The 24,730-nt window shown below is 62.7% G+C and carries 23 protein-coding genes and 3 pseudogenes; 6 read left to right on the top strand and 20 right to left on the bottom strand.

The features are described from left to right. The first annotated feature begins 3 nt into the window (after window positions 1–3). Window positions 4–776: pseudogene (locus FJ974_RS30335) on the top strand (SDR family NAD(P)-dependent oxidoreductase). Between the two features lie 176 nt (window positions 777–952). Here the strand turns inward: FJ974_RS30335 and FJ974_RS28065 are convergent. The 18 genes from FJ974_RS28065 to FJ974_RS27980 form a co-directional block, all read right to left on the bottom strand. After that, window positions 953–1,237 (bottom strand): Atu4866 domain-containing protein, encoded by a 285-nt coding sequence (locus tag FJ974_RS28065; RefSeq protein ID WP_140532093.1) that lies wholly within the window; start codon window positions 1,235–1,237, stop codon window positions 953–955. 63 nt (window positions 1,238–1,300) lie between these two features. Then, window positions 1,301–1,849 carry a flavin reductase family protein gene (locus FJ974_RS28060; RefSeq protein WP_140532091.1) on the bottom strand — a complete coding sequence of 183 codons (549 nt, stop codon included), beginning with the start codon at window positions 1,847–1,849 and terminating at the stop codon, window positions 1,301–1,303. Window positions 1,850–1,916: 67 nt separating this feature from the next. Next, window positions 1,917–2,666: an SDR family oxidoreductase gene (locus FJ974_RS28055; protein WP_140532089.1), complete on the bottom strand. Its 750-nt coding sequence runs from the start codon at window positions 2,664–2,666 to the stop codon at window positions 1,917–1,919. A 133-nt stretch (window positions 2,667–2,799) separates the two neighbouring features. Next, window positions 2,800–3,723, bottom strand: coding sequence for a helix-turn-helix domain-containing protein (locus FJ974_RS28050; protein ID WP_140532087.1), 924 nt, complete (start codon window positions 3,721–3,723; stop codon window positions 2,800–2,802). A 737-nt stretch (window positions 3,724–4,460) separates the two neighbouring features. After that, window positions 4,461–5,228 (bottom strand): SDR family NAD(P)-dependent oxidoreductase, encoded by a 768-nt coding sequence (locus tag FJ974_RS28045; protein ID WP_140532085.1) that lies wholly within the window; start codon window positions 5,226–5,228, stop codon window positions 4,461–4,463. Next, window positions 5,225–6,190 carry a carbohydrate kinase family protein gene (locus FJ974_RS28040; protein ID WP_140532083.1) on the bottom strand — a complete coding sequence of 322 codons (966 nt, stop codon included), beginning with the start codon at window positions 6,188–6,190 and terminating at the stop codon, window positions 5,225–5,227. The genes FJ974_RS28045 and FJ974_RS28040 overlap by 4 nt, the downstream gene beginning before the upstream one ends. 20 nt (window positions 6,191–6,210) lie before the next feature. Then, window positions 6,211–7,194, bottom strand: a complete 984-nt coding sequence (locus FJ974_RS28035) for an ABC transporter permease (protein WP_140532081.1) — start codon at window positions 7,192–7,194, stop codon at window positions 6,211–6,213. Then, a complete protein-coding gene (locus tag FJ974_RS28030; protein ID WP_140532079.1) occupies window positions 7,191–8,222 on the bottom strand; it encodes an ABC transporter permease in 1,032 nt (343 codons plus the stop codon). The genes FJ974_RS28035 and FJ974_RS28030 overlap by 4 nt, the downstream gene beginning before the upstream one ends. Further along, the gene (locus FJ974_RS28025; RefSeq protein WP_181177054.1) at window positions 8,219–9,745 is read right to left on the bottom strand and encodes a sugar ABC transporter ATP-binding protein; all 1,527 of its coding nucleotides are present in this window, start codon (window positions 9,743–9,745) and stop codon (window positions 8,219–8,221) included. The genes FJ974_RS28030 and FJ974_RS28025 overlap by 4 nt, the downstream gene beginning before the upstream one ends. Window positions 9,746–9,814: 69 nt before the next feature. Then, complete coding sequence (locus tag FJ974_RS28020) at window positions 9,815–10,804, bottom strand: sugar ABC transporter substrate-binding protein (protein ID WP_140532388.1); 990 nt, start codon at window positions 10,802–10,804, stop codon at window positions 9,815–9,817. A 75-nt stretch (window positions 10,805–10,879) separates the two neighbouring features. Then, window positions 10,880–11,539, bottom strand: coding sequence for a class II aldolase/adducin family protein (locus FJ974_RS28015; protein WP_140532077.1), 660 nt, complete (start codon window positions 11,537–11,539; stop codon window positions 10,880–10,882). A gap of 27 nt (window positions 11,540–11,566) precedes the next feature. Next, entirely contained in the window at window positions 11,567–12,343 is a 777-nt protein-coding gene (locus FJ974_RS28010) for an SDR family NAD(P)-dependent oxidoreductase (RefSeq protein ID WP_140532075.1), read from the bottom strand. Window positions 12,344–12,545: 202 nt separating this feature from the next. Beyond that, entirely contained in the window at window positions 12,546–13,382 is an 837-nt protein-coding gene (locus FJ974_RS28005) for a GntR family transcriptional regulator (RefSeq protein ID WP_140532073.1), read from the bottom strand. Between the two features lie 70 nt (window positions 13,383–13,452). Next, window positions 13,453–14,697, bottom strand: coding sequence for an MFS transporter (locus tag FJ974_RS28000; protein WP_140532071.1), 1,245 nt, complete (start codon window positions 14,695–14,697; stop codon window positions 13,453–13,455). Further along, window positions 14,694–15,146: a MaoC family dehydratase gene (locus FJ974_RS27995; RefSeq protein ID WP_140532069.1), complete on the bottom strand. Its 453-nt coding sequence runs from the start codon at window positions 15,144–15,146 to the stop codon at window positions 14,694–14,696. Before FJ974_RS27995 ends, FJ974_RS28000 begins: the two co-directional genes overlap by 4 nt. 17 nt (window positions 15,147–15,163) lie before the next feature. Next, a complete protein-coding gene (locus FJ974_RS27990; RefSeq protein WP_140532067.1) occupies window positions 15,164–15,583 on the bottom strand; it encodes a Zn-ribbon domain-containing OB-fold protein in 420 nt (139 codons plus the stop codon). After that, window positions 15,583–16,734, bottom strand: coding sequence for a thiolase family protein (locus FJ974_RS27985; protein WP_140532065.1), 1,152 nt, complete (start codon window positions 16,732–16,734; stop codon window positions 15,583–15,585). The genes FJ974_RS27990 and FJ974_RS27985 overlap by 1 nt, the downstream gene beginning before the upstream one ends. Beyond that, window positions 16,731–18,677 carry an acetoacetate--CoA ligase gene (locus FJ974_RS27980; RefSeq protein ID WP_140532063.1) on the bottom strand — a complete coding sequence of 649 codons (1,947 nt, stop codon included), beginning with the start codon at window positions 18,675–18,677 and terminating at the stop codon, window positions 16,731–16,733. Before FJ974_RS27980 ends, FJ974_RS27985 begins: the two co-directional genes overlap by 4 nt. A 134-nt stretch (window positions 18,678–18,811) precedes the next feature. Here FJ974_RS27980 and FJ974_RS27975 point away from each other — a divergent pair, with 134 nt between their 5' ends. The 3 genes and pseudogenes from FJ974_RS27975 to FJ974_RS27965 all read left to right on the top strand — a co-directional run. Continuing rightward, window positions 18,812–19,987 (top strand): acetyl-CoA C-acetyltransferase, encoded by a 1,176-nt coding sequence (locus FJ974_RS27975; RefSeq protein ID WP_140532061.1) that lies wholly within the window; start codon window positions 18,812–18,814, stop codon window positions 19,985–19,987. A gap of 106 nt (window positions 19,988–20,093) precedes the next feature. Then, window positions 20,094–20,378, top strand: a pseudogene (locus FJ974_RS27970) (HipA domain-containing protein); the annotation flags it as partial. 342 nt (window positions 20,379–20,720) lie between these two features. After that, window positions 20,721–20,851, top strand: a pseudogene (locus tag FJ974_RS27965) (IS481 family transposase); the annotation flags it as partial. 67 nt (window positions 20,852–20,918) lie between these two features. Here FJ974_RS27965 and FJ974_RS27960 read toward each other — a convergent pair. Together FJ974_RS27960 and FJ974_RS30230 are read right to left on the bottom strand one after the other, a co-directional pair. Then, window positions 20,919–22,454: a Fic family protein gene (locus FJ974_RS27960; RefSeq protein WP_140532057.1), complete on the bottom strand. Its 1,536-nt coding sequence runs from the start codon at window positions 22,452–22,454 to the stop codon at window positions 20,919–20,921. Window positions 22,455–22,884: 430 nt separating this feature from the next. Next, window positions 22,885–23,016 carry a hypothetical protein gene (locus tag FJ974_RS30230; RefSeq protein ID WP_264296835.1) on the bottom strand — a complete coding sequence of 44 codons (132 nt, stop codon included), beginning with the start codon at window positions 23,014–23,016 and terminating at the stop codon, window positions 22,885–22,887. A 182-nt stretch (window positions 23,017–23,198) separates the two neighbouring features. On the opposite strand from FJ974_RS30230, the gene FJ974_RS27955 reads away from it, so the two are divergent. Together FJ974_RS27955 and FJ974_RS27950 are read left to right on the top strand one after the other, a co-directional pair. Beyond that, the gene (locus FJ974_RS27955) at window positions 23,199–24,053 is read left to right on the top strand and encodes a PRC-barrel domain-containing protein (protein WP_140532055.1); all 855 of its coding nucleotides are present in this window, start codon (window positions 23,199–23,201) and stop codon (window positions 24,051–24,053) included. Between the two features lie 64 nt (window positions 24,054–24,117). Next, complete coding sequence (locus FJ974_RS27950) at window positions 24,118–24,606, top strand: hypothetical protein (protein ID WP_181177053.1); 489 nt, start codon at window positions 24,118–24,120, stop codon at window positions 24,604–24,606. Window positions 24,607–24,730 lie beyond the last annotated feature (124 nt).

Raw genomic sequence — 24,730 nt, 5'->3', positions numbered from 1 at the left:
ATCATGTTGGATGATTTCGATGGCAAGGTGGTTTTGGTGACCGGTGCCGGATCGGGCATAGGTCGGGAGGCCGCCTTGGCGTTCGCCGCACGCGGCGCCCTTGTCTTTGGCGCGGATATCAATGAGCAGGGCCTCACCGAGACCCGGGCTCTCGTGGCAAAGGCGGGGGGTAAAGCGCAGGTCGCCCGAATCGACGTGTCGTCGGAAGAGGATGTCGCGGTATTTCTGTCGCGCATCGCCGCCGAAGCAGGGCGGCTGGACGCTGCCTTCAACAACGCGGGAATCACAGGCAGTGCGCATCGGATCGAGGACTATCCCACGGATGATTTCGACAAAGTTTTGCGCACCAACCTGCGCAGCGTCTTTCTCTCAATGAAGCATGAGCTTCCGCTTCTAAAGCGCAGCGGCGGTGGTGTGATCTGCAACACCGCCTCGGTTGCGGCACTGACCGGCCCGGTGGAATGTCTGCCTACGCAGCGTCAAAACATGGCATCCATGGGCTGACGCGGGTCGCGGCGATGGAGAACGCTGCACATGGGATTCGAGTGAATGCCTTGGCGCCGGGGTGGACCGAGACCCCAATGGTCGTAACGGCGAGCGCCCAAAATCCGTCTTTTGCGGCACAGACGACGAACGCCATTCCCGCCAAACGAGGCGGTAAGCCGAGCGAAATTGCGGAAGCCGCCGTTTGGCTCTGCTCAGACGCCTCAAGCTACGTTTTTGGCCAGATGCTGATTGTTGACGGTGGCATGACCATCGGCGGATTCGAGTTTTGAGCGGAGATCGCTTGACTGCCTCGTCAATCCCTACTGACGCATACTACTGTCGGAATGGCGAGCCTGAGGCGTTCCACCGTTGCCATGGCACCAATCTCCCAACAAAACGAACTGCGTCCTTCTCTTCGTTCGCGACCAGGCGATCTGCCCGACGCTCCGCACCGGAATGACCCCCACTAACGCGGAATTTTACAGTCTCGATGGAGCACCATGCCAGCATGGTAGAGGACTCCATCTCTGAACTCACCATCGGCTGTGAAGCCGGTGTCATCCCAATAATCGATGTGGTTGCCACTGATCTCGTATCGGCCCTGGTAAGCACTTTCTCGACGGGCGCGCGCCTCGTCATAGCGACCGTTCGAAAGCAGGTTGTGGCGAATTTGGCCGTCTGCGGTGATCCATAGCCCGACATAGGGATGCGTTCTGTCGGGCGTGGAAGTTGACTTGTGTGGGCTATTCATCCGAGCAATCCTTTGCAGTCGACGATCAGCGTATTTGGTTGGCTGCAGGGCGTAGCGAGGGGCTTATGGCAATTGCCGCCACTTCGTCATGCGGTCGCTTAGATCAAGCAGGGCTCCGTCGACCATGAAACTGCCGTCACCGCGGTGATGCAGCATCCGGCGTTCTGTCCGGGCTTCATCAATCCAGATCCGTTTCGCCTCGAGGATGAACAGGTTGTAGGTATCGACAAGGCTCGAGTTGGCGACCCGGCATTCGATATTGGCCAGGCAGTTAGCGAGCAACGGGGCCTTCACCTCTTTTGCCGGGCGCGTCTTCAGCCCAAAACGCTGAAACTTGTCTACGGAATCGCCGGAGCAATTGCCGATGTCGACAACGATCTCGGCCAGATCGATTGTTGGAATGGCGATGACGCATTCACCGGTTTCTTTCAACGCCCGCTGGCTGTAGTCCCAGGGCCCGACGACGCAGCCGATCAGCGGTGGCGCATGCTGGATCATCATATGGAACCCCATGGTCATTACGTTCGGCGTCCCCTTGTGGCTCGTCGTCACCAGAACGATCGGTCCCGGTTCGAGGAGGTGGTAGGCCTGAGAAGCAGGTATCTCTTTCATCATTAACTCCTTTTCGAGGATCGCCTCTCCGCCTGCGGACGGAGAGCGGAAAGATTTCTGATTTCAATTACCAACCCTGTTCGACCGGCAGCACGAAGAGCTCCGCAACATTCACGTGAGCGGGGGCCTGCGCGGCAAAGACGATGGTGTCACCGATGTCGGAGCCTTGCAGGAACGTCATCTGCTTGGCGAGATCATCCATCTGCTGCCGGTAGCGGGCGTCGGTAATGTGATCGTAGAGTTCGGTAGCGACGGCGCCTGGCTGGATGCAGGTAACCCGGATGTTGTGCTTCTGGCCGATTTCCATGCGAAGGCCGTCGGAAAAGGCGGCTACGGCGTGCTTGGTCGCACAATAGACCGACAGCCCCTTGAAGACCTTGCGACCAGCGATCGAGGACATATTGAAGATATGACCAGAATGCTGCCCGATCATCTGCGGCAGGACGGCGGCGGTGACGTTCAACAGGCCCTTCACGTTGACATCGACCATGCGGTGCCATTCGTTGGTCTTGAACTGATCAACGTCAGAAAGTGGCATCAGCCCGGCATTGTTGACGAGAATGTCAATGGAACCGAAGGCGTCGGCCAGCTTTTTCACGCCGGCTTCGACCGAGGCGGCATCGACCACGTCCATCGCGATCATCAGAGCCTCACCGCCCATCGAAACGATCTCGCTTTTGAGTGCTTCGAGCTTGTCTGTTCGCCGCGCCGCGATACCGACCCTGGCGCCGGCCTTGGCAAGCTTCAAGGCAGTGGCGGCGCCGATGCCGCTCGAAGCACCGGTGACCAGTGCGACTTTTCCAGAAATGTTCGTCATTGTTCAACTCCTTGTTGAGTGCCCGTGCGGGGTCGTTGGAACAAGGATGAAATTAGTTGGAGTGGTCGGCGCCTTCTCACGGCAACCTGCGCGAACTGTCGGGATATTGCTCTATTGTGGTCCCGGGAAAGTCTCAGTCACGGCGATAGTCCCGGGGCGATAGCCCCGTTTCGCGGCGGAATATCTGGGCGAAATGACTGGGGCTGGTGTAGCCGACGGCCATTGCAACCTCGATGATGCTGGTATCGGTCTCCTGCAGCAATCTCTGCGCTCTGGCGACGCGCTGACGGATGAAGTGATGAGATGGCGAAAGTCCCGTCGCCTTCTTGAACAAGCGGCTGAAGTGGAACTCGCTCATGCCAACGCCCCGCGCCACCTGGGCCAGATCAAATGGCTCCTGCAGGTGCGCCTCCATGAAGGCGATTGCCCGGCGCAGTTTCGCCCCTGGAAGAGCGCTTTGCCGGCGCCCTCCGTTTTCCCAAGACGCGTAGTGCCGGACCAAATGAACAGCCAGACTTTGCGCCAATCCCTGGATGAAAAGGGCACTGCCCGCGCCTTCCGCGGTCAATTCGCGGTGAATGAGCGCCAGCAGGTGAGATAATTGCTCGTCCCGGCCGCCGGAGATGTCACGCAGGCCCAGCGTAGCTTTGCCTGATAGCTCCTCCGCCACTCGTTCAAACAATGGAACCGAGAGATAGAGATGCATGACCTGAAACGGCTCGTCGCCCTTGGCAACCCAGCGCAGTTCATATGGTGTCGCTGAGCGCGTGAGGAAGAAATCTCCGACGGCTACCCGGTTGGCCATCCATTCGCCTCCCAGTTCGCGCTCCTCGACCAGCGCTTCCCCTGACATCACCCACACGATCAATGGTTCAGCAACCGCCGGAACCAGGAACGGCTCTTGCATCGTGAGACGAGAGAAGACCTGCACGAACATGTCCCTCCACGCAGGACCATCGCCGCTGATCAGCGTGCGGCCGGCAATGTACTTCTCATGGCCCTGCGGCGAGGTGCGATCGGGAGGTGCATCGGGCTTCTTGTCTTCTTCGAAGGCCATCTCACCAATTTCCGACCCAGCTTACCACGCGGTTGCGGCAACATTTTACCCGAGGTACGCAAGCCTCTCTAAAATAGAGAATTTTGCTACTGCAGCACTTATCGCTATTGGCGCGGTTTCGATCGCACTGCTGTGTCACCACCACCATTGTCATTTTGCCAACCGTTAGCCGCAGGTCCAAGAGCATAGTCGCCGACGATATTCACACCCAGGAACCTGAAACCTGGTCCATACGGCAGACACCGGTGGTCTCAGAGAATGTCTGATTCTGGGGAACGGCAAGATCGACTTCAGCAGCCGAGCATGAGGCGCAAAGCTGCCATTCCGTAGAACAGTAAACGCCATCGGCGGGTGGTGGAACAGCTCCTTAGAGCGACACCGGCGAACTGCTCGTAAGCAATAGATTGATAACGATGATGGTTGTCGCAGAGGGAACGTCGTTTTCTACAGGAAATACGCTAGCGGATGGTTCGCCAACCCGTTTCCCTCGTATTCTCTCATGTGGTCTGGCGAACCCAATGACCAAGACCAAGGGTGATTTGAAGCTGCTCAATGCGCAATTGAACTCCTGCGTAGGATGATCCCTTCCCTCTTGAAGGCCTTCAACACTTCCTTAAACTTTCCGCTGAACCAGCCGTTCGGACCCAAATCCGACTCGTGCATTGCGTGTGGTAAACGGCGGCTCTGCGCCAAGATATGGATGACTTGGCGATCGGGCAGACCACTCCAGCGAGTGGTCAGTGGTAATAGATGCCGCCGTCGACGTTGAGCGCCTGCCCAGTGACGAAAGCGGAAAGATCGGAAGCGAAGAACAGGACCGGCCCGACGACGTCCTCCGGGGTGCCAAGACGCTTCAGCGCCGCGACGTCCTCCCAATGGCGAACCGCCGCTTCGCTGCCCAGATTGTTCTTACCCATCTCGGTCAGGATGATGCCGGGGCAGATGGCATTGACGGTGACGCCGTCCATGCCGACTTCTTGCGCCAGCACCCTAGTCAGCGTGATCACGACGGCCTTGGTTGCTGCGTAGTGACCCTGCGTCGGCACACCCTGACGGCCGGCGATTGAGGCGATATTGATCACCCTGCCCGATTTTTTGGCCCGCATGTGCGGCAGCACCGCCTGGCACATCATCAGCACGCCCTTGGCGTTGACATCGAAATGCGCATTCCAGTTGGCCTCGTCCAGATCCTGGAGCAGGCTGGGCTTCAGGATGCCGGCATTGTTGACCAGCACGTCGATGCCGCCCGCGCTCTTGAGCAGCGCTTGCGCGGTTGCCTCGATGTCCTTTTTCTTGCTGACGTCCATCGTGTAGACAAAGGCCTTGCGGCCGGCCGCCTCGATCTCGCTCTTCGTCACCGCAAGATCACCCGCCTGCGAAGGCAGGTCAGTGATGGCGACGTCGAAGCCCGCATCGGCCAGCCCCTTGGCAAGTGCCCTGCCGATGCCGCGGCTGGCGCCGGTAACGAGGGCCGTCTTGCCTTTGGCTTCGGGGAGAATGGTCATGCTGCTTCCACCTTTAATGTCTTGACCGGGAGAGAATTCATCGCCGCGATCGTGTCGTCGAACGAAACGAGTTTGCCGTCGGAGCCGAGCCCCATCGCCACTTTGGCGGCGACGGCGCTGGCAAAGCGCGCTGACTGCTTGAGGTCCCAGCCCTTGACGATGCCGACGATGATACCGGCAGTGAAGGAATCGCCGCAGCCCGTGGTGTCCAACACCTGGACCTCGAAGGCCGGCAGATGGAAATCCTCGCTATGCTCGGGCGAGACATGCACGCCATCGGCGCCAAGCGTGAGAATGCAGTTCTTCACGCCCCTTGCCTTGAAGAAGGCGGCGACGCGGGCTGGATCGCGGTCATGCGCCATCTCGCCGGACTCGTCGATGCTCGGCACGAAATAGTCGATGTAGGGCAGGCAAGGCTCGACCAGCTTCCACGTTTCGGGGGTCGCCTGGATGAGGTCGAAGGTGGTGATGCGGCCAAGCTCCTTGGCGCGCTTCAACAGCCTGACCGTGGGCTCGCCATCAAAACGCTTCAGGAGGCCGGTGCCGCCGACATGGACGACGGTCGCGTCGAGCGCGGCGTCGAGATCGGCCTCGGCGACCTCGAACAAAGTGGCGGTGCCCGGCACATGCAGCGCTGGACGCTCGCCATTCGGCCGCACCGGCAGAATGGTGGACGAGGTCTGGACGCGGCCGTCGCGGCGCACGAGATTCGTCTCCAACCCGTACTTCTTCAGCTTGGCGAGGAACCAGTCGCCCATATCGTCGGTGCCGAGCGTGGTGACGGCGCGGGTCTTCAGGCCGAGGATCGCGCAGTCCATACCGGTCGCGCCGGCCGTGCCGGCAACCGTCATGCGGATCTCCTCGATATAGTCGGCGCGGCCGCCGTCGGGGATGCGCGAGACCGGGCGTCCCAGGATGTCGAGGACGTAGAAGCCGATCGAGCTGACGTCGAATTGTGGCATTGTTGGCGAACCTTTCGGACTCAGTGAGCGGCGCGGCGCAGGCCGAAGCTCGCGGCCAGCACCAGGAAGACGAGCACGCCGATGCCGACCTGCTGCCAGTAGAAATTCCAGCCCACCAGCAGCAGCCCGTTCTTGACGATGGCGAGAAGCAACACGCCGAGCAGCGTGCCGATGACCGAGGGCTTGCGCTCGCGGCTCAGCGTCGTGCCGATGAAGGTGGCGCCGATCGCGTCGAGCAGGAAGGCGTTGCCGGAGAGCGGCACATAGGACTTCACCGTCGCCGACAAGAGTATGCCGGTGACGCCAGCGAGCAGTGCACACAGCACATGCACCATCGACAATTCGCGCGGCACGCGGATGCCGGAATACCAGGCCACGCCCGGCTGCGCGCCCATGGCCTGGACATAGCGGCCGAACACCGAGCGATGCAGCAGGAGATGGACCGCGACCGCCAGGACGATCAGCACGATCACCGGGGTCGGCACGCCGAACAGAGCGGTGCGGGCGATGACGTTGAACTGGTCTGCCGCATAACCGCTTGTGAGATAGATCGGCTGGCCGCCGCTGGTGGCAAGCTGCTGCGTGCTCTGGCCGATGAAGAGCACGCCGAGCGTCGCCAGGAACGGGCTGATGTTGAGCCTGGTGATCAGGATCGCGTTGAGAATGCCGACGATCAAAGCGGCGCCAAGTCCGCCGGCGACGCCGACCACGCCGCTGTAGCCGGCGGCCAGAAGCATGACGAAGATCATGCTTGCCATGTCGACGGACACGCCGACCGAGAGATCGATGCCGCCCGACGAGATGACGATGGTGAGGCCCAGCGCCACGATCGCGAGCATGACGAAGTTGTTGACCAGCACGTTGAAGAGGTTGGCCGGCGTCAGGAAGGTCGGGCTCGCCACGGCGAAGAAGATGACAATGGCGACAAAGGCGATGAGCACGCTGTATTTGGCGAGGAAGGCGCGCAGGCTCGTTCTGGTGTTGTCGTGGGCGGAGACGCTCATCGCGAACCCTCCGAACCGCGGGCAAAGGACGTAATGGCCACCACCAGAAGGATTAGCGCGCCCTGCACGCCGTTGACCCAGTAGCTGGAGACGTTGAGCAGCTGAAAGCCGTTGGCGAGAAGGCCGATGAACAGCACGCTGAGCAGTGTGCCGCCCATGGTCGGCACGAAGCGGCGCGAAAAGACAGTGCCGAGCAGGGCCGCGGCCAGCACCGACAGAAGCAGCTCGCCGGAGCCGGGCGTGCTGGCCGACAGGCGCGAGACAGTGAGGATCGCCGCCACAGCCGCGCAGAAGCCGCTCAGCACATAGGTGAAGGACACGTAGAACGGGACGCTGAGGCCAGCCGCGCGTGCGGCCTCGGGATGACCGCCGACGGCGTAAAGCCGCAGCCCGAACGCGGTGCCGTGAATGATGGCGACCATGATCGCCGAGAAAACGATCAGCGCCCAGGCAAGCGCGGAGATGCCGAGGAAGGTCCCAGAGACCAGAAAGCCGAGCAGCGGGGAGGATGCGCCGACGACCGTGTTCTGGGTGAGCGTAAGTTCCATGCCGGCCGCGACATTGAGCACGGCAAGCGTTGCGAGCAGCGGCAGGATGCCGAGGCCGACCACGGCCAGAGCGTTCAGCGCGCCGACCGCCATGCCGATGGCGATGGCTGCGAGCACCGAGAGGGAGTCGCCATAGCCCATCGACAAGAGCGTCGCGTAGACGGCGGCGCAAAGCCCCATATTGGCGGCGATCGACAGGTCGATGCCGCCTTCGGTAACATCGGAGCCGCCGCCGATGATGACGGCCGTCATGCCATAGGCGAGCACGCCCAGGATCGCCGACTGCTCGACGACGTTGATCAGGTTGAAGGTCGAGGTGAAGCCCGGCGCGAAGATGGCGAAATAGGCCATGATCGCGGCGAAGGCGGTGATCGCGCCAAGCCGCACGACCAGGGCGCCAAAGCGCCGGCCGGCGCTCTTGGCAGCGGCTTGTTTTTCGTCGGAAACACCGACTTCGGTGTGGAGAACAGTCGCGCTCATGCGGCCACCCCATCGGCGTTCGGGCGGGCGCCGGACGAAGCCGCCAGCAGCGCGTCGCTGTTCATCGCAGGGCCGGAGAAGCTGCCGGCAAGCCGGCCGCGATAGACGACCAGCACACGGTCACAGACGCCGACCAACTCCAACAGATCCGAAGACAGAAGCAGGATCGCCGCGCCCTCGTCCGCCAGCCGGTTCAACAGATTGTAGATTTCGACCTTGGCGCCGACATCGACCGCCACCGTCGGCTCGTCCAGCACATAGACGCGCGACTGGCAGCTCAGCCATTTGGCGATCGCCACTTTCTGCTGGTTGCCGCCTGAGAGCTCGCGCACCAGCGCGTCGCGATGCGGCGTCTTGATCGAGAGCTCTTTGATCAGGCCGTCGATGATCTGGTTCTCGGCGCCGCGACGGACGAAGCCGACTTTCGAATAGCGGCGCAGGCTGGCGAGCGAAATGTTTTCGCGCACCGACAGGCCAAGCGCGACGCCGTGCGCGCGCCGGTCTTCCGGCAGCATGGCGATGCCATCCCGCACGGCCCTGACCGGCGTCGACAGCGACAGCTGCCGTCCCTCCACCTTGATGGAGCCGCCATCGGCCGTCTGCAGGCCGAACAGGCACTGGACAATTTCCTTGGCGCCGGAGCCGAGCAAGCCGGTGAGGCCGACAATCTCGCCGGCGCGGACGTCGAAGCCGATCTTCTCGAAGCTGCCGCCGAGCCGCAGGCTGGCGACTTCCAGCACCGGCTCTCCGAGAGTGACCGTGCGCTTGGGAAACATCTCGCCAACATCGCGGGCGATCATCATCGAGATGATGTCGTCAATCGAGGTCTCGCGCGGATCGATGGTTCCGACATCCGTGCCGTTGCGCATCACGGTGACACGGTCGCAGAGTTTTTCGATCTCCTGCATGTAGTGGGAAATGAAGACTACGGCGATGCCGTCGTTGCGCAGCCGGCGCAGCACGTCGAACAGGCTGTCCACCTCGCGCTTGACCAGTGCCGCCGTCGGCTCGTCGAGCACCAGCACCGACGCCTTCTGCGCCAGCGCGCGGGTGATCTGCACCACCTTCTGCTGCGCCGTGGTCAGGTCCTTGACCAGCGTTCCCGACGGCAGCTCCATGCCGAAGAACCGCTTCAACAGGTCCGCGGCCTTGCGCTCCATGGCGCGGCGGCTGACGAACGGGCCGAGGCCGATTTCACGGCCGAGGAACACGGCTTCGCCGATGGTCGCGGTCGGCACCAGGAGCCTGTCCTGGTGGATGAAGTGCACGCCGAGCTTTTCGACTGAAGCCGGCGTGAGCGAGGTGACGGCCTCGCCGTTGATGACGATGCTGCCGCTGTCCGGCTTGATGATGCCGGCCAGCACCTTGATGATCGTCGACTTGCCGGCGCCGTTCTGGCCGACAAGGCCGAGGATCGAGCCGCGCGCGATCTCGAGGTTCGCGTTTTCCAAGGCGCGCACCGGACCGAACCGTTTCGATATGCCCCTCATCGACACAGCAATGTCACGCTTTGCTGTCTGCATGGCCGTCAAATCCTGGTTGAATGTGACGGGCAGCCGCATGGGCGCGGCTGCCCGTCGTTTCGTTCCGTCTTATTTAACGCCAGCCTTCTCGGCGGCGTCGAGGAACGGCTTTCCTCTTTCGGCCGCATTTTCCTTGTTGATCAGCACCGAAGGCACGAAAGTGAAAGGCGGCACCTTCTCACCGGCCAGATACTTGGCGGCGTTGTCGACCGAGGTCTTGCCGATCTCATAGGGCTGCTGCGCCGCGACCGCGCCGGCCGACGACTTCGGGTCCATCACCATCTTGATGACTTCCGGGCTGCCGTCGATGCCGTAGGTCTTGACCTCGTTGCGGCCGGCGGCCTCGACCGCCTGCGTGGCGCCGATCTGCGGCACGTCCCAGCAGGCCCAGACTGCGCCGATCGAGCCCTTCTCGGGCGACTTGGTGAGCATGTCGGTGACGTTGGAATAGGCGCTCTGCACCGTGTTCGGGATAACGTCGCGCAGTTCCGGCTCGACGATCTTCACACCCGGGAACGAGGTCAGCACATATTTCAGCTGGTCGTAGCGGATCTTGCAGACCGGCACGCTGTAGAAGCCGTTGAAGACCAGCACATTACCCTTGCCACCCATGTCGGCGACCATCTGCAGAGCGATCTCGGCGCCGATGTTGTAGTTGTTGGAGGTGGTGTTGTTGATGGCGTGCGGCGTCGCGGTGTCGACCGTGAACAGCGGGATGCCGGCATCGCGGATCTTCTGTAGCCACGGGTTCAGCACTTCGAGGTTGCCGAGTTGCTCGACAATGGCGTCCGGCTTCTGGGCGATCAGCGTCTGCAGCTGTGCGATCTGCTGCTGGTCCTTGCGGCCGGCATCGAGCGCGATGACCTCGCCGCCGAGTTCCTTGACGCGGTCCTGGATGCCGCGGAACGCCATCAGGTCCCAATAATGGTCGGTGCCTATTGCCGAGACGCCGATGCGCTTGCCCTTGAGCGACAGTTCCTCGGCGGTCGCGCTGGAGACGGCGGCAAGGCTGCAAGCCGCCGCCAACCCCCAAGCGAGCGCGCCGACGAGGCCTTTCATTGATCTGATCATTTCATTTCCTCCCTTGTTGATCGCTCCGGGCCTTCCCGGAGGATTCTGCCAGATGGCCGCTCCTCAGGCAGCGGCCTCATTGTCGCGCAGGCCGTAGCTCGCCATGCGCTTGATGACGTTTTCGATCTCCTCGTCCGACAGCACCGGCGGCTCGCCGATCTGCAGGGCGCCGTGATACTGGCGCGCCAACGTCTCGACCTCGACGGCAAGCCACATGGCCTGGCTGAGGCTCGATCCGACGGCGATCATGCCGTGCTGGGCAAGCAGGCAGGCCTTGCGGTCGCGCAACGCCTCCACCGCATGCGCCGAAAGCTCCGCCGTGCCGAAGGTAGCGTAGGGCGCGCAGCGTATGTCGCTGCCGCCGCCGACCGCGACCATGTAATGGATCGCCGGTATTTTCCTGCCCATGATGGCGATCGTCGTGCTGTAGGTCGGATGCGCGTGAACGACCGCGTTGACCTCCGGACGCGCCTTCATGATGTCGAGATGGAAGCGCCATTCGCTCGACGGCGGCAGGCGTCCGTCGACCCCGCCATCCCAGGCCATGAAGACGATGTCCTCGGGCGTCAGCGTGTCGTAAGGCGTGCTGGTCGGCGAGATCAGCATGCCCTCGCCGTGGCGCCGGCTGATGTTGCCGGAAGTGCCCTGGTTGATGCCCAGCGCGTTCATCTGGATGCAGGCGTCGATGATTGCCTGGCGCGCCTCCAGGTCCGTAGCGGTCATGCGATATTCCAATCCTTGCTCGGCCCGTCAGCAGGCCGTGTAGCCGCCATCAATCGATAGGATCGCGCCCGTGACGTAGCTGGAGGCGGGTGACGCCAGAAACAGGATCGCCGAAGCGATCTCCTGCGGCTCGCCCAGCCGACCCATCGGCGTCATGTCGATCCAGGTGTTGAAGAGTTCGGGACGCTCGCGCATCTTCAGCGTCATCTCGGTGCCGACATAGCCCGGCGCCAGGGCGTTGACACGCACGCCCGACTTTGCCCATTCGACGGCAAGCGCCTTCGTCATCATGTGCACGGCGCCCTTGCTCACCATGTAGGACGGAGCCGTCTGCGGACGGTTGATGATCAGGCCCGACATCGAGCCGAGATTGACGATCGAGCCCTTCTTGCGGGCGACCATGGACCGGCCGAAGGCACGCGAACCCCAGTAGACGCCGTTGACGTTGACATCCATCACCAGGCGCCATTCTTCATCCGACGTGTCGAGCGCAGTGTTGAGGCGGGCGATGCCGGCGCTGTTGACCAGGATATCGACCTTGCCGAAGTCGGCGACGATTCCGGCGGCCATCGCCTCGACAGCTTGCGGATCCGTGACGTCGAGCACGCGACCGTCGACGCTTGCCACTCCCGCTGCCTCAAGCGCCTCGGCGGCAGCTTTCAACCCATTCGCATTCATGTCGAGAAGAACGACGCTCGCGCCGCAAGTGCCTAGCGCCTTGGCGGTCTCGAAGCCGATGCCGCTGGCGCCGCCGGTGACGACGGCTACCTCGCCCGCCAGATCGAATTGCGCCCGGTAATCCATGCACGTCCTCCATCAGGACGGGCTTAGAGCGCGGGCAAAACTCCGCCCTCGCCGCCGAAGCAGCGCCGCAAGCCACCTGGTCCTGATAAATGCCTCCGGGTCAGGCTCCTCCCGACCCCATGACGAGGACGTTACAGAAGCTTCCAGGGTCCGTCAATCTGGTTATAACCAGAAACGGAATCTTTTTTGAATTGAATCCGGCTCAGGTGCGATCAACGCCATTCACCGTGGCGGACGGCTGCTCCACCGCCATGTGAATGCGGGCGACGGATGAGTTGTAGAAGGCTTCGTAATATTCGAGCGCCGCACCGTCGGCGTCATAGGCGATCGACTCGATCTCGATCAGCGGCGTGTTGGCGGCGACGCCCATCTGATCGGCCTCTTCCTTGGTGGGAAGTGCGGCGCGCAACCAGCGGTCGGCGCGCTTCACGGTCAGTCCGAACACGGCGCGGATGGTGCCGAAGATCGACTGGTTTTCCGACAGGATGTTCTCCAGCCCCGGCACCCGGTGCCCCGGCAGGCTGATGCGCGTCATGGTGATCGGCGAGCCGTCGGTCATATAGACGCGGCTGATGCGGACCACGCTGCCATTGGCGGGAATGCCAAAGATTTTGGACTCCTTGTCGTTCGGCGGGCAGCGGTAGATCTCCAGCGTGCGCGTCGACACCTTGTGACCTTTTGCGGTCAGGTCGTCGAACACGCCGAGATTGGCGGTCATGAAGTCGACATGCTCGCGGGGCGCCGCGACGAACATGCCCTTGCGCGGCATCTTGATGATGCGGCCTTCGTTGGACAGCGAGCCGATAGCGGCGCGCACGACCGGGCGCGAGACGCCGAAGAAATCGCAAAGCGCCTGCTCGGACGGAATGCGCGAATTCGCGGCAAGCAGACCGGTGTTGATCGCCTCCTCGACCTGGTTGCGCAACTGCACCCAGAGCGGGGCCGCCTCATCGCGGTTGAGCTGAACCTTTGAGCCGATCGAGCGGAAAGCCTCGGCCGCCTCGGCATCTTCCTGGTCGTAACGAGGACGCCCGCGCATTCTGGTTGCTTGTTCCATTCGGTCCCGCCGCAATTCATTTGCCGCGAACTGAGAAAGCGGCAGCGCCTCCCTAGCGGAGACCACCGGCCATTTTCACGCTCTCCGGCAAGTTTCGCAACCATAGCATGGCGGCAGCGCCCAGAAGCGGCCCGGGAACCAAGAGCACAAAGGCCCAGCGCCAGCCGCCGATAAAATTGGCGAAGCGCGGCGTCAGCCAGATGGCGAGCACCGTCAGCGCGAAGCCGGCGCCCAGTTGCACCGAAAGTGCCGTACCGACGAAGCGACGGTCGGCAAGCTCGGTGACGGCGGCGGAGAACTGCGCCGAATCGCCGATCACCGAAATGCCCCAGACGATCGCCACCAGCATGAACAGCCAGAGCGGGCCGGTGAAGAGAAAGCCCATCAGCAGCGCGCAGCCGGCCGAGACAAGCATCATGCCGGCGGTGGTGGCGGTGCGGCCGATGCGGTCCGACAGATAGCCTCCTAGCAGGCAGCCAAGGGTGCCGGATGCGACGACAAGAAAGGTCGAGAGCGACGCGGCGGCGGCGGTTCCCGTCGCCTGCGCTTCGAAAGCGGCGCGCGTATAGGCAAGCAGCCATGCCCACATGGCATAGAGCTCCCACATATGGCCGAGATAGCCGACATTGGCGAGCAGCAGCGGCTTTTCGCGGAACACCTGGCCGATGCGCGAAGGCTCGAAGGTGGCCTTGCCGAAGGGATGGGGTCCTTCCTTTGCCGACAGCAGGAAAAGCAGCGCGCCTGCCGCCGTCGCCACGCTGGCGGCGGCGACCACGGGACGCCAGTCGAGCGCGGTCGAGACGGCGCGGAAGAGATGCGGCAGCGCTGAGCCGACGGTCAGCGCGCCGATGACCGCGCCGAGCGCCAGCCCTCGGTCGCGCATGAACCAGGTGGCGACCAGCTTCAGCGCCGGAGGATAGACGCCGGCGAGCGCCGCGCCGGTGACGATGCGCGCGGCGATCACGCCGCCCGGTCCGGGATGAAGCAGCAGCGTCGCGTTGGCTAAAGCGGCGACAAGGGCCGCGGCCGCCATCAGGCGGCTGAGCCGCACAAGGTCGGGAAGATTGATCAGGCTCGCCGCCAGCGCGCCGATCACGAAGCCGACCTGGACGCCATTGGTCAGCCAGGCCTCGGCGCCCGCACCGAGCGCCAGTTCCTGCTTCAGTTCGGGAACTATCGCGGTCGCCGAAAACCAGGTGGTTAGCGACAGGACGACCGCCAGGCAAAGCAGCGACAGCACGCGCCAGCGCTCGCTGTCGGCCGCCATGCCAAGCCGGCCGCCGCCGACCGTGCTCATGCGCCTTGCAGCGGTACGGTGAAAACTGTGGCCGTGCCGGTGAGGCAAAGCTCGCCCTGGCCGTTGCGCACGCTGGTCTCGATCTTGCAGATCGGCTTGTCGGGGCGCACGTCCTTGACCTCCACGCGTCCGGTGATCTCCTCATCAACGCCAACGGCTTTGACGAACTTCCAGGCCACTTCGAGAAACACGGTTCCGGGGCCGGGCAGATCCTCCGCCACCAGCGCGTTGAGGATGCCGGAGGTAACGCCGCCCTGGACGATCAGCTTGCCGAACACCGACTTCTCGGCCAGCGCACGGTCGTAATGCAGCGGATTGCGATCGCCGGTGATGTCGGTGAAGGCCTCGATGTCGCTCATCCTCGTGCGCCGTGTGCGCTCGGCGAAGGCGCCGACCTGCGGACGACCTTTCACCACACCCACCCAACCGTCTTTCGTTTCGGTGCTCATTGCGGATTCTCCTCTGCTCAAGATTTGACCGGTTTGAAGGCCGGTAGGACGCGGCCGCCGATGGCTGTGGGCGCAAGATGCAGCATAGCCCCGACCTGTAGCGGCCGTGTGCCGGGCAGGATGAAGCTCAGCATCGTCGGCCCTTCGGCCAATTCGACCAGGCCGACCACATAGGGTGCCGCCGGCAGCCAGCCGGGATGACCGGGCTTGTGCACCTCCGAAAAGGATTTGAGCCGCCCCCTGCCCGATGCGTCTTTCCAGACCAGACGCTTGCTCCAGCAGTGCGGGCAGATCGGACGCGGATAGAAGACGGCCTTGGCGCAGTTTTGGCAGCGCTGGATCATCAGGTGCCCCTCGGCGGCAGCATCCCAGAACGGCTTGGTCAGCGCGGTGACCGTCGGGCCGGCGGCCTTGAGCGTGTTCAAATCGATGGACATCAGGCGGCTCCCAGCACGAGCGCGGTCGCTTCGCTCATCGTCGCGCCATTTCCGGTGACCAGCGCGAGCCCGGCCTTGGCGATCTGCCGTTTGCCCGCCTCTCCGCGCAATTGACGTACCGCCTCGACGACATGGGTCATGCCGCCGGCAAGGTCCGGCTGGCCGAAGCCGAGCTGGCCGCCATGCGTGTTGAGCGGCTTGTCGCCCCTGTGGGAAAGGTCATGGTGGTTGAGCCACGCGCCGAACTGGCCCGGCGGGCAGAGGCCGGCATCCTCGATAGTGGTTGCGACCATGATCGTGTAGCAATCGTAGAGCGACAGAAGGTCTACGCGGTCGGCCTGCGTGCCGGACTGCACGAAGGCGCGCGCCATGGCGCTCTTCAATGGACCGGAGGTGAGGCTCGGCGCCTGGCTGACGGCGCGGTGCGTGACCTTCTCGCCGGCGCCGAGCAAATGCACGGGAGCTTTGGGCAGCGAGCGGGCGCGTTCAGCCGAAGTGACGACGACCGCTTCGCCGCCGGCGACCGGCATGACGATTTCGAGAAGATGCAGCGGCGAAGCGATCATCGGCGAAGCCAGTACCGCTTCCACGTCGGCCGGCTTGCCGAAGAAGATCGCGTCGGGATTGAGCTGTGCATTGGCGCGCGCCGCAGCGGCGATTACGGCAAAATCCCGCGCGGTCGAGCCATGCTCCGCCATGTGCGCCTGCATCAAAAGCGCGTAGGAGATGTTGGCGCCGGAGGCGCCGAACGGCACGTCGAACTCGCGGATCGGATTGCGGTTGGGCGAGCGGGGCGCCGCCTCCTCGCGATTGTTGGCGAGCACGCACAGCACCGCTTCGCACATGCCGGCCTCTATCGCCGCCGCCGCCCGCCAGACCATGCCGGCTCCGGAGGCGCCGCCGAGATCGACGATATTGGCCATGGTCGGCGCCAGGCCGAGATACTCGGCGATGGTCGCCGGGACATGCTGCGGCGTCTCGCCGACCTGCGGGCCGACCAGCAGCCCGTCGATCCCGCCCGGCTCCAGCCCGGCATCGAGCACGGCAAGGCGCGAGACCTCGGCGATCATCTCCAGTGTCGTCACACCGCTGGTCAGGCGCTGCGGCTTCAACTCACCGATGCCGACGATCGCTCCCTTCGGCCGGCTCATGCCGCCTTGCTCCGGTCGAGCGCACGGTATTCCTCGAGGCATGCCGGATTGGCGAGCGAAGCTATGTTCCTGACCGGCTTGCCCTCGAGCGTGGTGCGGGCGGCGCCCTCAACGCGCTTGCCGTTCAGCGTATAGGGCACGGCCCGAACCGCGTGGATGCGATGCGGCACATGGCGCGGCGAAGCACCTTCGCGGATCGCGCGGCGGATTTGCGCGGCAAGCTCGGAGGTCAGCGCAAAACCGTCGTTGAGCTTGACACAGAGCACGATCTCCTCGTCGCCTTCGACGGGCGCTCCGAAAACAAGGCAATCCTCGATCTCGGTGAAGCGCTCGCAGGCGGCGTAGATCTCGGCCGTCCCGATGCGCACACCGCCCGGCTTTAGCGTCGTGTCGGAGCGGCCGTGAATGATGCCCGTGCCGTGCACCGTCATCTCGGCGATATCGCCATGCGTCCAGATCTCGCGCCGCGCGGCGAAATAGGTGGCGTGATAGCGCGCGTCGCCATCCTCGCCCCAGAAGGTCAGCGGCATCGACGGGAACGGTTCGGTACAGACGAGGTCGCCTTGGCGGCCGACGACCGGCGCGTTGCGCTCGTCCATCACTGCGACCGCTAGGCCAAGCCCCTTCACGGTCAGTTCGCCGCGTCGCACCGGGTGGATCGGCGATCCTAGCAGGAAGCAGCCGATGATCTCAGTGCCGCCCGAGATGGACGCGAAAATCATGTCGCGCTTCACATACTCATAGACCCAGTCAAACTGTGCCGGCGAAACCGGCGCGCCGGCCGAGAGCAGTGAGCGCAGCGCCGACAGATCGTGCAGGCGGCCCGGCGCGTAACCTTCGGCGGCGAGCGTCGCTAGATATTTTGGGCTTGTGCCGAAATGCGTGACGCGGGCACGCTCGGCCATCGTCCATAGCGGACTGGGGTCGAGGCCATCGGGCGATTTCAGGATCGGCGCGCCGTCATAAAGCACCACGCTCGCGCCGCAGGCGAAACCGGAGATCAGCCAGTGATACATCATCCAGGCGATGTTGGTGTACCAGCTCATCACGTCGCCCGCGTGGACGTCGCCATGGAGCAGATGCTCCTTCAAATGCTGAAGCAGCACGCCGCCGGCACGATGGACGATCGCCTTCGGCGCGCCTGTCGTGCCGGAGGTGTAGAGCACGTAGGCCGGATGGTGGAAGGGCACGTGCTCGAAGATCAGCGGACCCTCGCTACCGAAATCGTCGAACGCAACGCAATCTGCGGCACAGACCGGCTTGGCTCTGGCTTCGCCGGTCAGCACCAGCGTCGTCACCGTCGGCATCGCGGCGACGATCTCGGCCAGCCTGCCGGAGATGTCGTGCTCCTTGCCCGCATAGTGGTAGTGAGGTGCCGCGAACAGCACCTTGACGCCGATCTGGCCAAGCCGGTCGACGATCGCGGCGGCGCCGAAATCCGGCGAGCAGGACGACCAGACGGCGCCGACCGACAGCGCCGCCAGAAGCGCTGCGAGCCCTTCAACACGATTGGGCAGGATACCGCCGACGCAATCGCCCTTGCCGATACCGGCCGCGCGCAAGCCGTCGGCCGTTCTAGCGACGAGTCTGCGCAATTCGGCAAGCGTGATGGTCCGGAAATGGCCGCTCTCGTCGGCCTCTATCACTGCGACTCTCTCGCCGTCGCCACGCAGCAGGTTTTCCGCGAGATTGAGCGATGCGTCCGGCAGGAAGCGGCTTTTGGTCATCGGCGCATTGTCGTCGCGCAGGAAGGAGATGGTGCCGGGATCTCCAATGACGTAGGCGAAGTCCCACACCGCACGCCAGAATGCGCCCGGGTCGGTGATCGACCAGCGATGCAGCGTCTCGTAGTCGCGTGGGTCGAAGCCGTTGGCGTTAGAAAACCGCGCAAGGTTGGACGATTGGAACGCGGTCGGCGCCGGCGTCCAAAGCACGGATGACATGGATTTCCTCCCGCAATGCAGGCCGGACTCGATGCCGCGACCTTGCCTGCCGATGCATTTCATGATTATTGGTTATAACCAGAATGTCAAGTGACGATCTTGGCTCTACGGATCGCACCGGCGGAGGATCAGAAATGGATGCCGTCTACATCGTTGCCGCGAAGCGGACGCCTATCGGCAAGCTGAACGGCGCGTTTTCCGACCTCTCCGCGGCGGACCTGGGCGCGCAACTTATCCAGGCGATGCTTGCCGATATCCAGCTCCCGCCAGACGCCATCAGCGAGGTGATCATGGGCCAGGTGCTGACAGGCGGCGCCGGACAGAACCCGGCAAGGCAGGCCTCGATCAAGGCCGGCCTGCCGGTCAGCGTGCCCGCGATGACTGTCAACAAAGTGTGCGGCGCCGGCCAGAAGTCGATCCATCTTGCCGCCCAAGCCATTCGCTGCGGCGACGCCGACTGTGTGATCGCCGGCGGCCAGGACTCGATGACGTCAGCGCCGCATTTCATTTCGGGCGTGCGCGGCGGAGTGCGTATGGGCGACCAGACACTCAAGGATTCCATGATCACCGACGGGCTGTGGGATGCTTTCCACAATGTGCATATGGGCGTGACGGCCGAGTCGCTCGCACAGCGCTATCAGATCACGCGCGAGGAGCAGGATCGCTTCGCGCTTCGCTCGCAGGACAACGCGAACGCCGCCATTCGGGCCGGAAGATTCAACGACGAGATCGTTGCCGTCTCGATAATGACAAGGAAAGGCCATTTGGTCGTCGACCGGGACGAGCACCCAAATCCCTCGACCACCATCGACGGACTTGGCCGGCTGAAGCCGGTCTTTGATCCGGCGGGCACCATCACGGCCGGCAACTCGTCCGGCCTCAACGACGGGGCAGCCGCGGTGCTGGTAATGTCGCAGACGCGGATCAACGAACTCGGGCTGAAACCCCTCGCCCGTATCGCATCCTACGCTTCCGCCGGCGTCGAGCCGATGGACATGGGCCTCGGTCCGGTCGCAGCCTCTCGCCTCGCTCTTCATAAGGCAGGATGGCAGGCTTCCGACCTCGATGTGATGGAAATTAACGAGGCGTTTGCGGCGCAAGCCATCGCTGTCAACCACGAAATGGGCTGGAACGAGGAGATCATCAATATGAGCGGCGGCGCCATTGCGCTCGGCCATCCACTGGCCGGTTCCGGCTGCCGCATCGTGGTGACGTTGCTCTACGAGATGGTCCGCCGCGATGCGAAGAAAGGATTGGCCTCGCTCTGCATCGGCGGCGGACAAGGCGTGGCGATCTGCTTGGAGCGGTGAGCCTGAAACTCTGAGCGGTTGTTGCTTGTGGGAATTGGCGATGGCATGGCCACGCGGGCTACTAGCACAACGATCCGGCGAGCGGCAGCTTTGGATCGACGGTAGCGCCAATGCGCTGCCTTTTTCGCTCGCCGGTGTGCAGCTCAAGTTCTCGGCCTTCGAGAACGCAGGGAAGGACGGGGGCCTGACGATCCCTGCCAAGGGCGTCGGCGGCTCGTGGATCCTGAAGCTCCCGTCCCAGCAGTTCACCGGCGTTCCGGAAAGCGAGTTCTCGTTGATGACGATCGCCAGGATGATCGGCATGGATATGCCGGCCATCAACCTGATCGATCTCGATGCGATCACCGGCATTCCTGAGGGCGTTGGTGAGCTAAAGGGGCAAGCGCTTGCCTCCGCTGGGAGAGCAGCGGGCTGTCGAGATGGAAGCAGGCGAGCTGCTGGGCATGTCGGAGCGGCATTCCGACGGTACCGGGCGAGTTCGAGGAGGCCGGCATGCAGGGGCTCATTGACCGGCGGCTGGGCAAGGCCTCGCCGAAGCGGGTGCCGGCGGGGGAGCTGCAGCGGATTTATCGGGAGTTTTACGGAGGCTGGAACGTTGAAGCATTTTCACGAGCACCTTCGCGAGCCCCACAACTTCGCCTGGGGCTACACCTGGACGAAGGCGCAGCTGCATGCTGCGGGACTGATCGAGCGGGCCAGGCGGCGGGGGACGTACCGGCGCAAACGGCCGCGCAAGGGCATCGGCTGGGAGTTCGTCCATGCCTGCATCGACGACGCCTCGCGCGTCGCCTTCTCGCAGGGTCTTGCCGGACGAGAGGAGGAGGGCGCGCCATCGCCTTCCTGAAAACGGCGGCCGCCTACTACGCTTAAAGTCGCAAACGCCAATCAGCAGACTCGCCCGTTCCGCGGACAAGCCGTTGAGGCTCCACAGTTAGAGAGCCTCCGGCGCCTTCTTGCCGACACGTTCGCCCAGGAAACGCGCGAACGGTTTGATGTCCGCTTCCGCCCTGGCATGTTCCAGGGAATGCATATAGCCGTCGCGACTCGCCAGCGGGATCACCGTCCAGGGATAGCCGCCCGCAGCCATCATGACATTCATCAAGAATCGACCCGTGCGACCGTTACCGTCCATGTAAGGGTGAATGTAGACAAAGACGAAGTGGCCAAGAACCACGCGCACTGACGGTTCGTTTTCGGCGGCGAGCAGATCGAACAGCGCGGGCATCAGGTCGCGAACGGCTTGCGGATTTGGCGGCACATGCCGGGATCCGCGGATATAAACCGGACTGCTGCGGTAGCCGGCGAGGCTGCCCGGCTTCACAAGGCCTGCCGCGACACTGGGCTGGAACAGCTCGCGGTGCCAGTTGGAATGCTCCTGGCTGGCGACCTCGCCGGCATTTTCGCCAGACAGCACACGCCTCAAACTGTCCTTCACGGCTTGGAACGATTGCCAGTATCCGCGGGCCGCCATGGCATCCTTCTGCTGGCCGTCGTAGACTTCGTTTTCCGGATTCCAGGCGCCGGATCGCACCCGGTCGATAAGCTCGGCCGAGACGCGATAGCCTTCGATCGACAATGAATGATAGGCGTCAGCGACATAGAGATCGTCGACACGCTTGAGATATGCGTCGACGTCGTCTTGCCGTGACGGCGGGGCTGGAAATGAGGAAGGGATTTCCCCACGCATCTTGGCCCACATCAGTCGGATCCTTTGCACGTAGGGCGATTGCTCGCGCGTCGGGATATAATCGGAAAGGCGGCTGGCAAAGCGGTCGTTCTCGCGTACATGGTGTCCTGCCGCCCTCATTGCCGAGACGATCTCGTCAGCGTGGCGATCGCGTCCGATGTTACGGAAGGCGCCGGCCAGCCTGCCCGCCACGACAGTTCGTCCTCCCTCGAGCAATCGATTGAGGAGCGCCGACGGATCGTGCTGGACGGCGAGCAAAGCGCGCATCTCCGTCGGGAAGGCGGTGTAGACCCCGCTCGTCGCAGCGACTAGGGCCGCATCCAGCGTATGGACATTTAACCCGTCCAGAGTGGTCAAATCCCCAGCCGGCAGTAGCGGATGCCGCGTGTCGTAGATCGACGTATTGTGCAGCAGCTTGGTGATTTGACCGCTTCCGGTGGGGGCCCAAACCAAGAGTTGGCGCGGAACGTTCCATTGTCCGGCGTGCAGCAAGAGCGATTGCTCTGGCCCGAGCACCCACGCGTTGCCGAAACGCGCGCTGAGATAGGCGCGGGCAAAATCCCAGAATGAGGCGTACCAGGCGGTGGTTTCGCCGTCGCTCGCGTCCGGATCTGTCGAGATGTACCAACCTTTGATCACGGGCTGGAGGAAGCGCTGGCGAATCAAAAGCTCGCGGACGTCACGTGCAAGCTCGCCGGTCCGAACGACGTGGCGACCAGCGGTTTGCAAGGCGTGCAGCACCTCTAATGCGCTTGCCAGTTTTTCTTGAGGGGTCGCCATACGAGGACTGTCGTCTTACATCATTTGCGGGTTTAATCTTGCACAAAGTTACGGGTTTTCTGCTGTACGAAATTACGGACTTAATGTCGAACGAAATTACGGGTTGCGTGCGGAAGCGTCGTAAAATACTGAACGCATGGGAAAAGCGTACCTCGCGCAGCGAAGGAGGCAACTCTCCCCGCGCCGGCAGCGCCCTGAAGACCGACTCGGTTGCTCGCGCGGCAGGGCGATGCATGGGCAAGGTGCACGCTTCGGCCCGCTCGCCTCGGTGGTCCTGTCTTCTTACGGGCCCCAGGCGGTCTGCAGGCGATTTGCCGGGAACTGCAGGCAATGCCGGGAATAAGCGCCACCCCCGGCAACATCGAGCGCTCGCCCAAGGCAATGGAAGCGGCGCCTTCCTTCAGCTCACGGTTTATGGCGGAGCAGGCTCTCAAAGCGATTCAAGACCGCTGACGGGATGACGCGCCCCCACCAAGCCGCCGACGCGCACCACCGTTACCTTCCGCTCCGCCGCATACAGCGACGACAGCGCATCCTGCGAGACACCCTCGTCGGTGATCACCTCGTCGATCTCGGAAATGTCCGAGAGCGTGCAGAAGCCAGGCGCGGTGCCAATCTAGCATCAGGTTCTGCGTGAGCCTTCAGTCTGGCGCCGGTTGCGACCATTGGCCCCCTCCCGGAACGTAAGGCAGTTCCTTCCGTTGGATGAATTGACGTTGGCAGATCAACAGGAGGAATTTCACAATGGTCCGCAAGATACTAGCTACGGCCGCGACGGCTGCTTTCATGTCGACGGCGCTCTGCACGGCGGGTGCTCACGCCGCAAATACCAGCAAGCCCGCTACCCAGGCGGAGGCTGTTGCTCCGGTCACTGAAGGGAAACTCGTCTCCAAGATCATGGGAGCCGCGGTCTATGACAGCACCGCTGATGACGCGACGAAGATCGGCGATGTCAATGACATCGTCCTGGACAAGGACGGGAACGCCAAACTCGTCGTCATCGGCGTCGGCGGGTTCCTTGGCGTGGGGGAAAAGAATGTGGCCTATGATTTCAGCAAGCTTGAATGGGTCAACAAGAAGGGCGATCGCTGGATAGTCGCAAAGACGACGAAGGATGAGCTCAAAGCTCAACCCAATTTCGATACGAAGGCTTATGATACCGCGGCAGCGTCGACGTCCCAACCGACCAACAGCACGGCCGACAGCCAAGCGGCCAATGGCAAAACCGATACCACTGCGACGGCCTCGATTGACAAGTCGACCTTGACCGAAATGCCGTCAGACAAAATCAGTGCGGCAAATCTGTTCGGAACCAACGTCTATGGCGCAGATGACGCGAAGGTAGGCGAGATCGGCGACGTTATCCTGACGGGTGACAAGAAGGTCGACTCGATAATCGTTGACGTAGGCGGCTTTCTAGGCATTGGCGAAAAAAAGGTCGCCGTCGGGATGGAGAACCTCAAGTTTATGACCGACAAGAACGGTAACCGTTACCTCTATACGAACTTCACCAAGGACCAGTTGGAGGCGCAGACTGCCTACGACAAGGCCACTTACGCTCAAAACCGAGACAAGCAGCGCATCATCGTCAACAAGTAAAAAAATCATCGCTAAGCGCTCGCCCGTGTGGCGGGCGCTTCGACTGGAAAACGCGGGAGCGGACTTGAAATTATCCGACGAGGTCCGTCATAGCTCTGAAAATATCAGCGACCTCGTCCTGTCTGATGTCGTTTCTGCGCTTCATCGACGAGTTAAGGTTAGCCACGAGTTCGATATTCCCTACATTGCTGGGTACAGCAGGGATGCAACTACAATTTACATCGACCGGCATCTGCCGCGCACCATCAGGTGGAGGGGCAAGGACGTGCGGCTTGAACCATTTCTGGTGTGCCACGAAATTGTTGAAAAAGCTCTCTTGGACGAGTTGCGGCTTCATTATCTGCACGCCCATCAAATTGCCTCGCGCATCGAAAGAGATGCGGTGAGAGGGGCTGGCCTGACCTGGCGGCACTACCAAAGCGTCATCAAGGGGCACGAGAAAGCGATCGATGAGGAACAGCTTCGCTGCGTGCCAGGGGAGTTAGATCTCACGCCTTACAAGGACCTGAAGGATTACCCATTGCTCCAACGGCTGGTCGAAGCATCGCAGTAGCTCGTTGCTCGGGGCGGTCCAAGGCACAGAGACAGCGGGAAATTGAAGCAGGCACACTGTTAAATTTTCTCGCCATTGGAACTTCCCGACGCACTGCTGGTTCGCCTGCATAGGGACGACTGAG

This window comes from Mesorhizobium sp. B1-1-8 (assembly GCF_006442795.2).
In the GTDB taxonomy this organism is placed as follows: domain Bacteria; phylum Pseudomonadota; class Alphaproteobacteria; order Rhizobiales; family Rhizobiaceae; genus Mesorhizobium.
The sequence above is the reverse complement of the archived record's forward strand: the minus strand, read 5'-3'. Positions and strand labels throughout refer to the sequence as shown.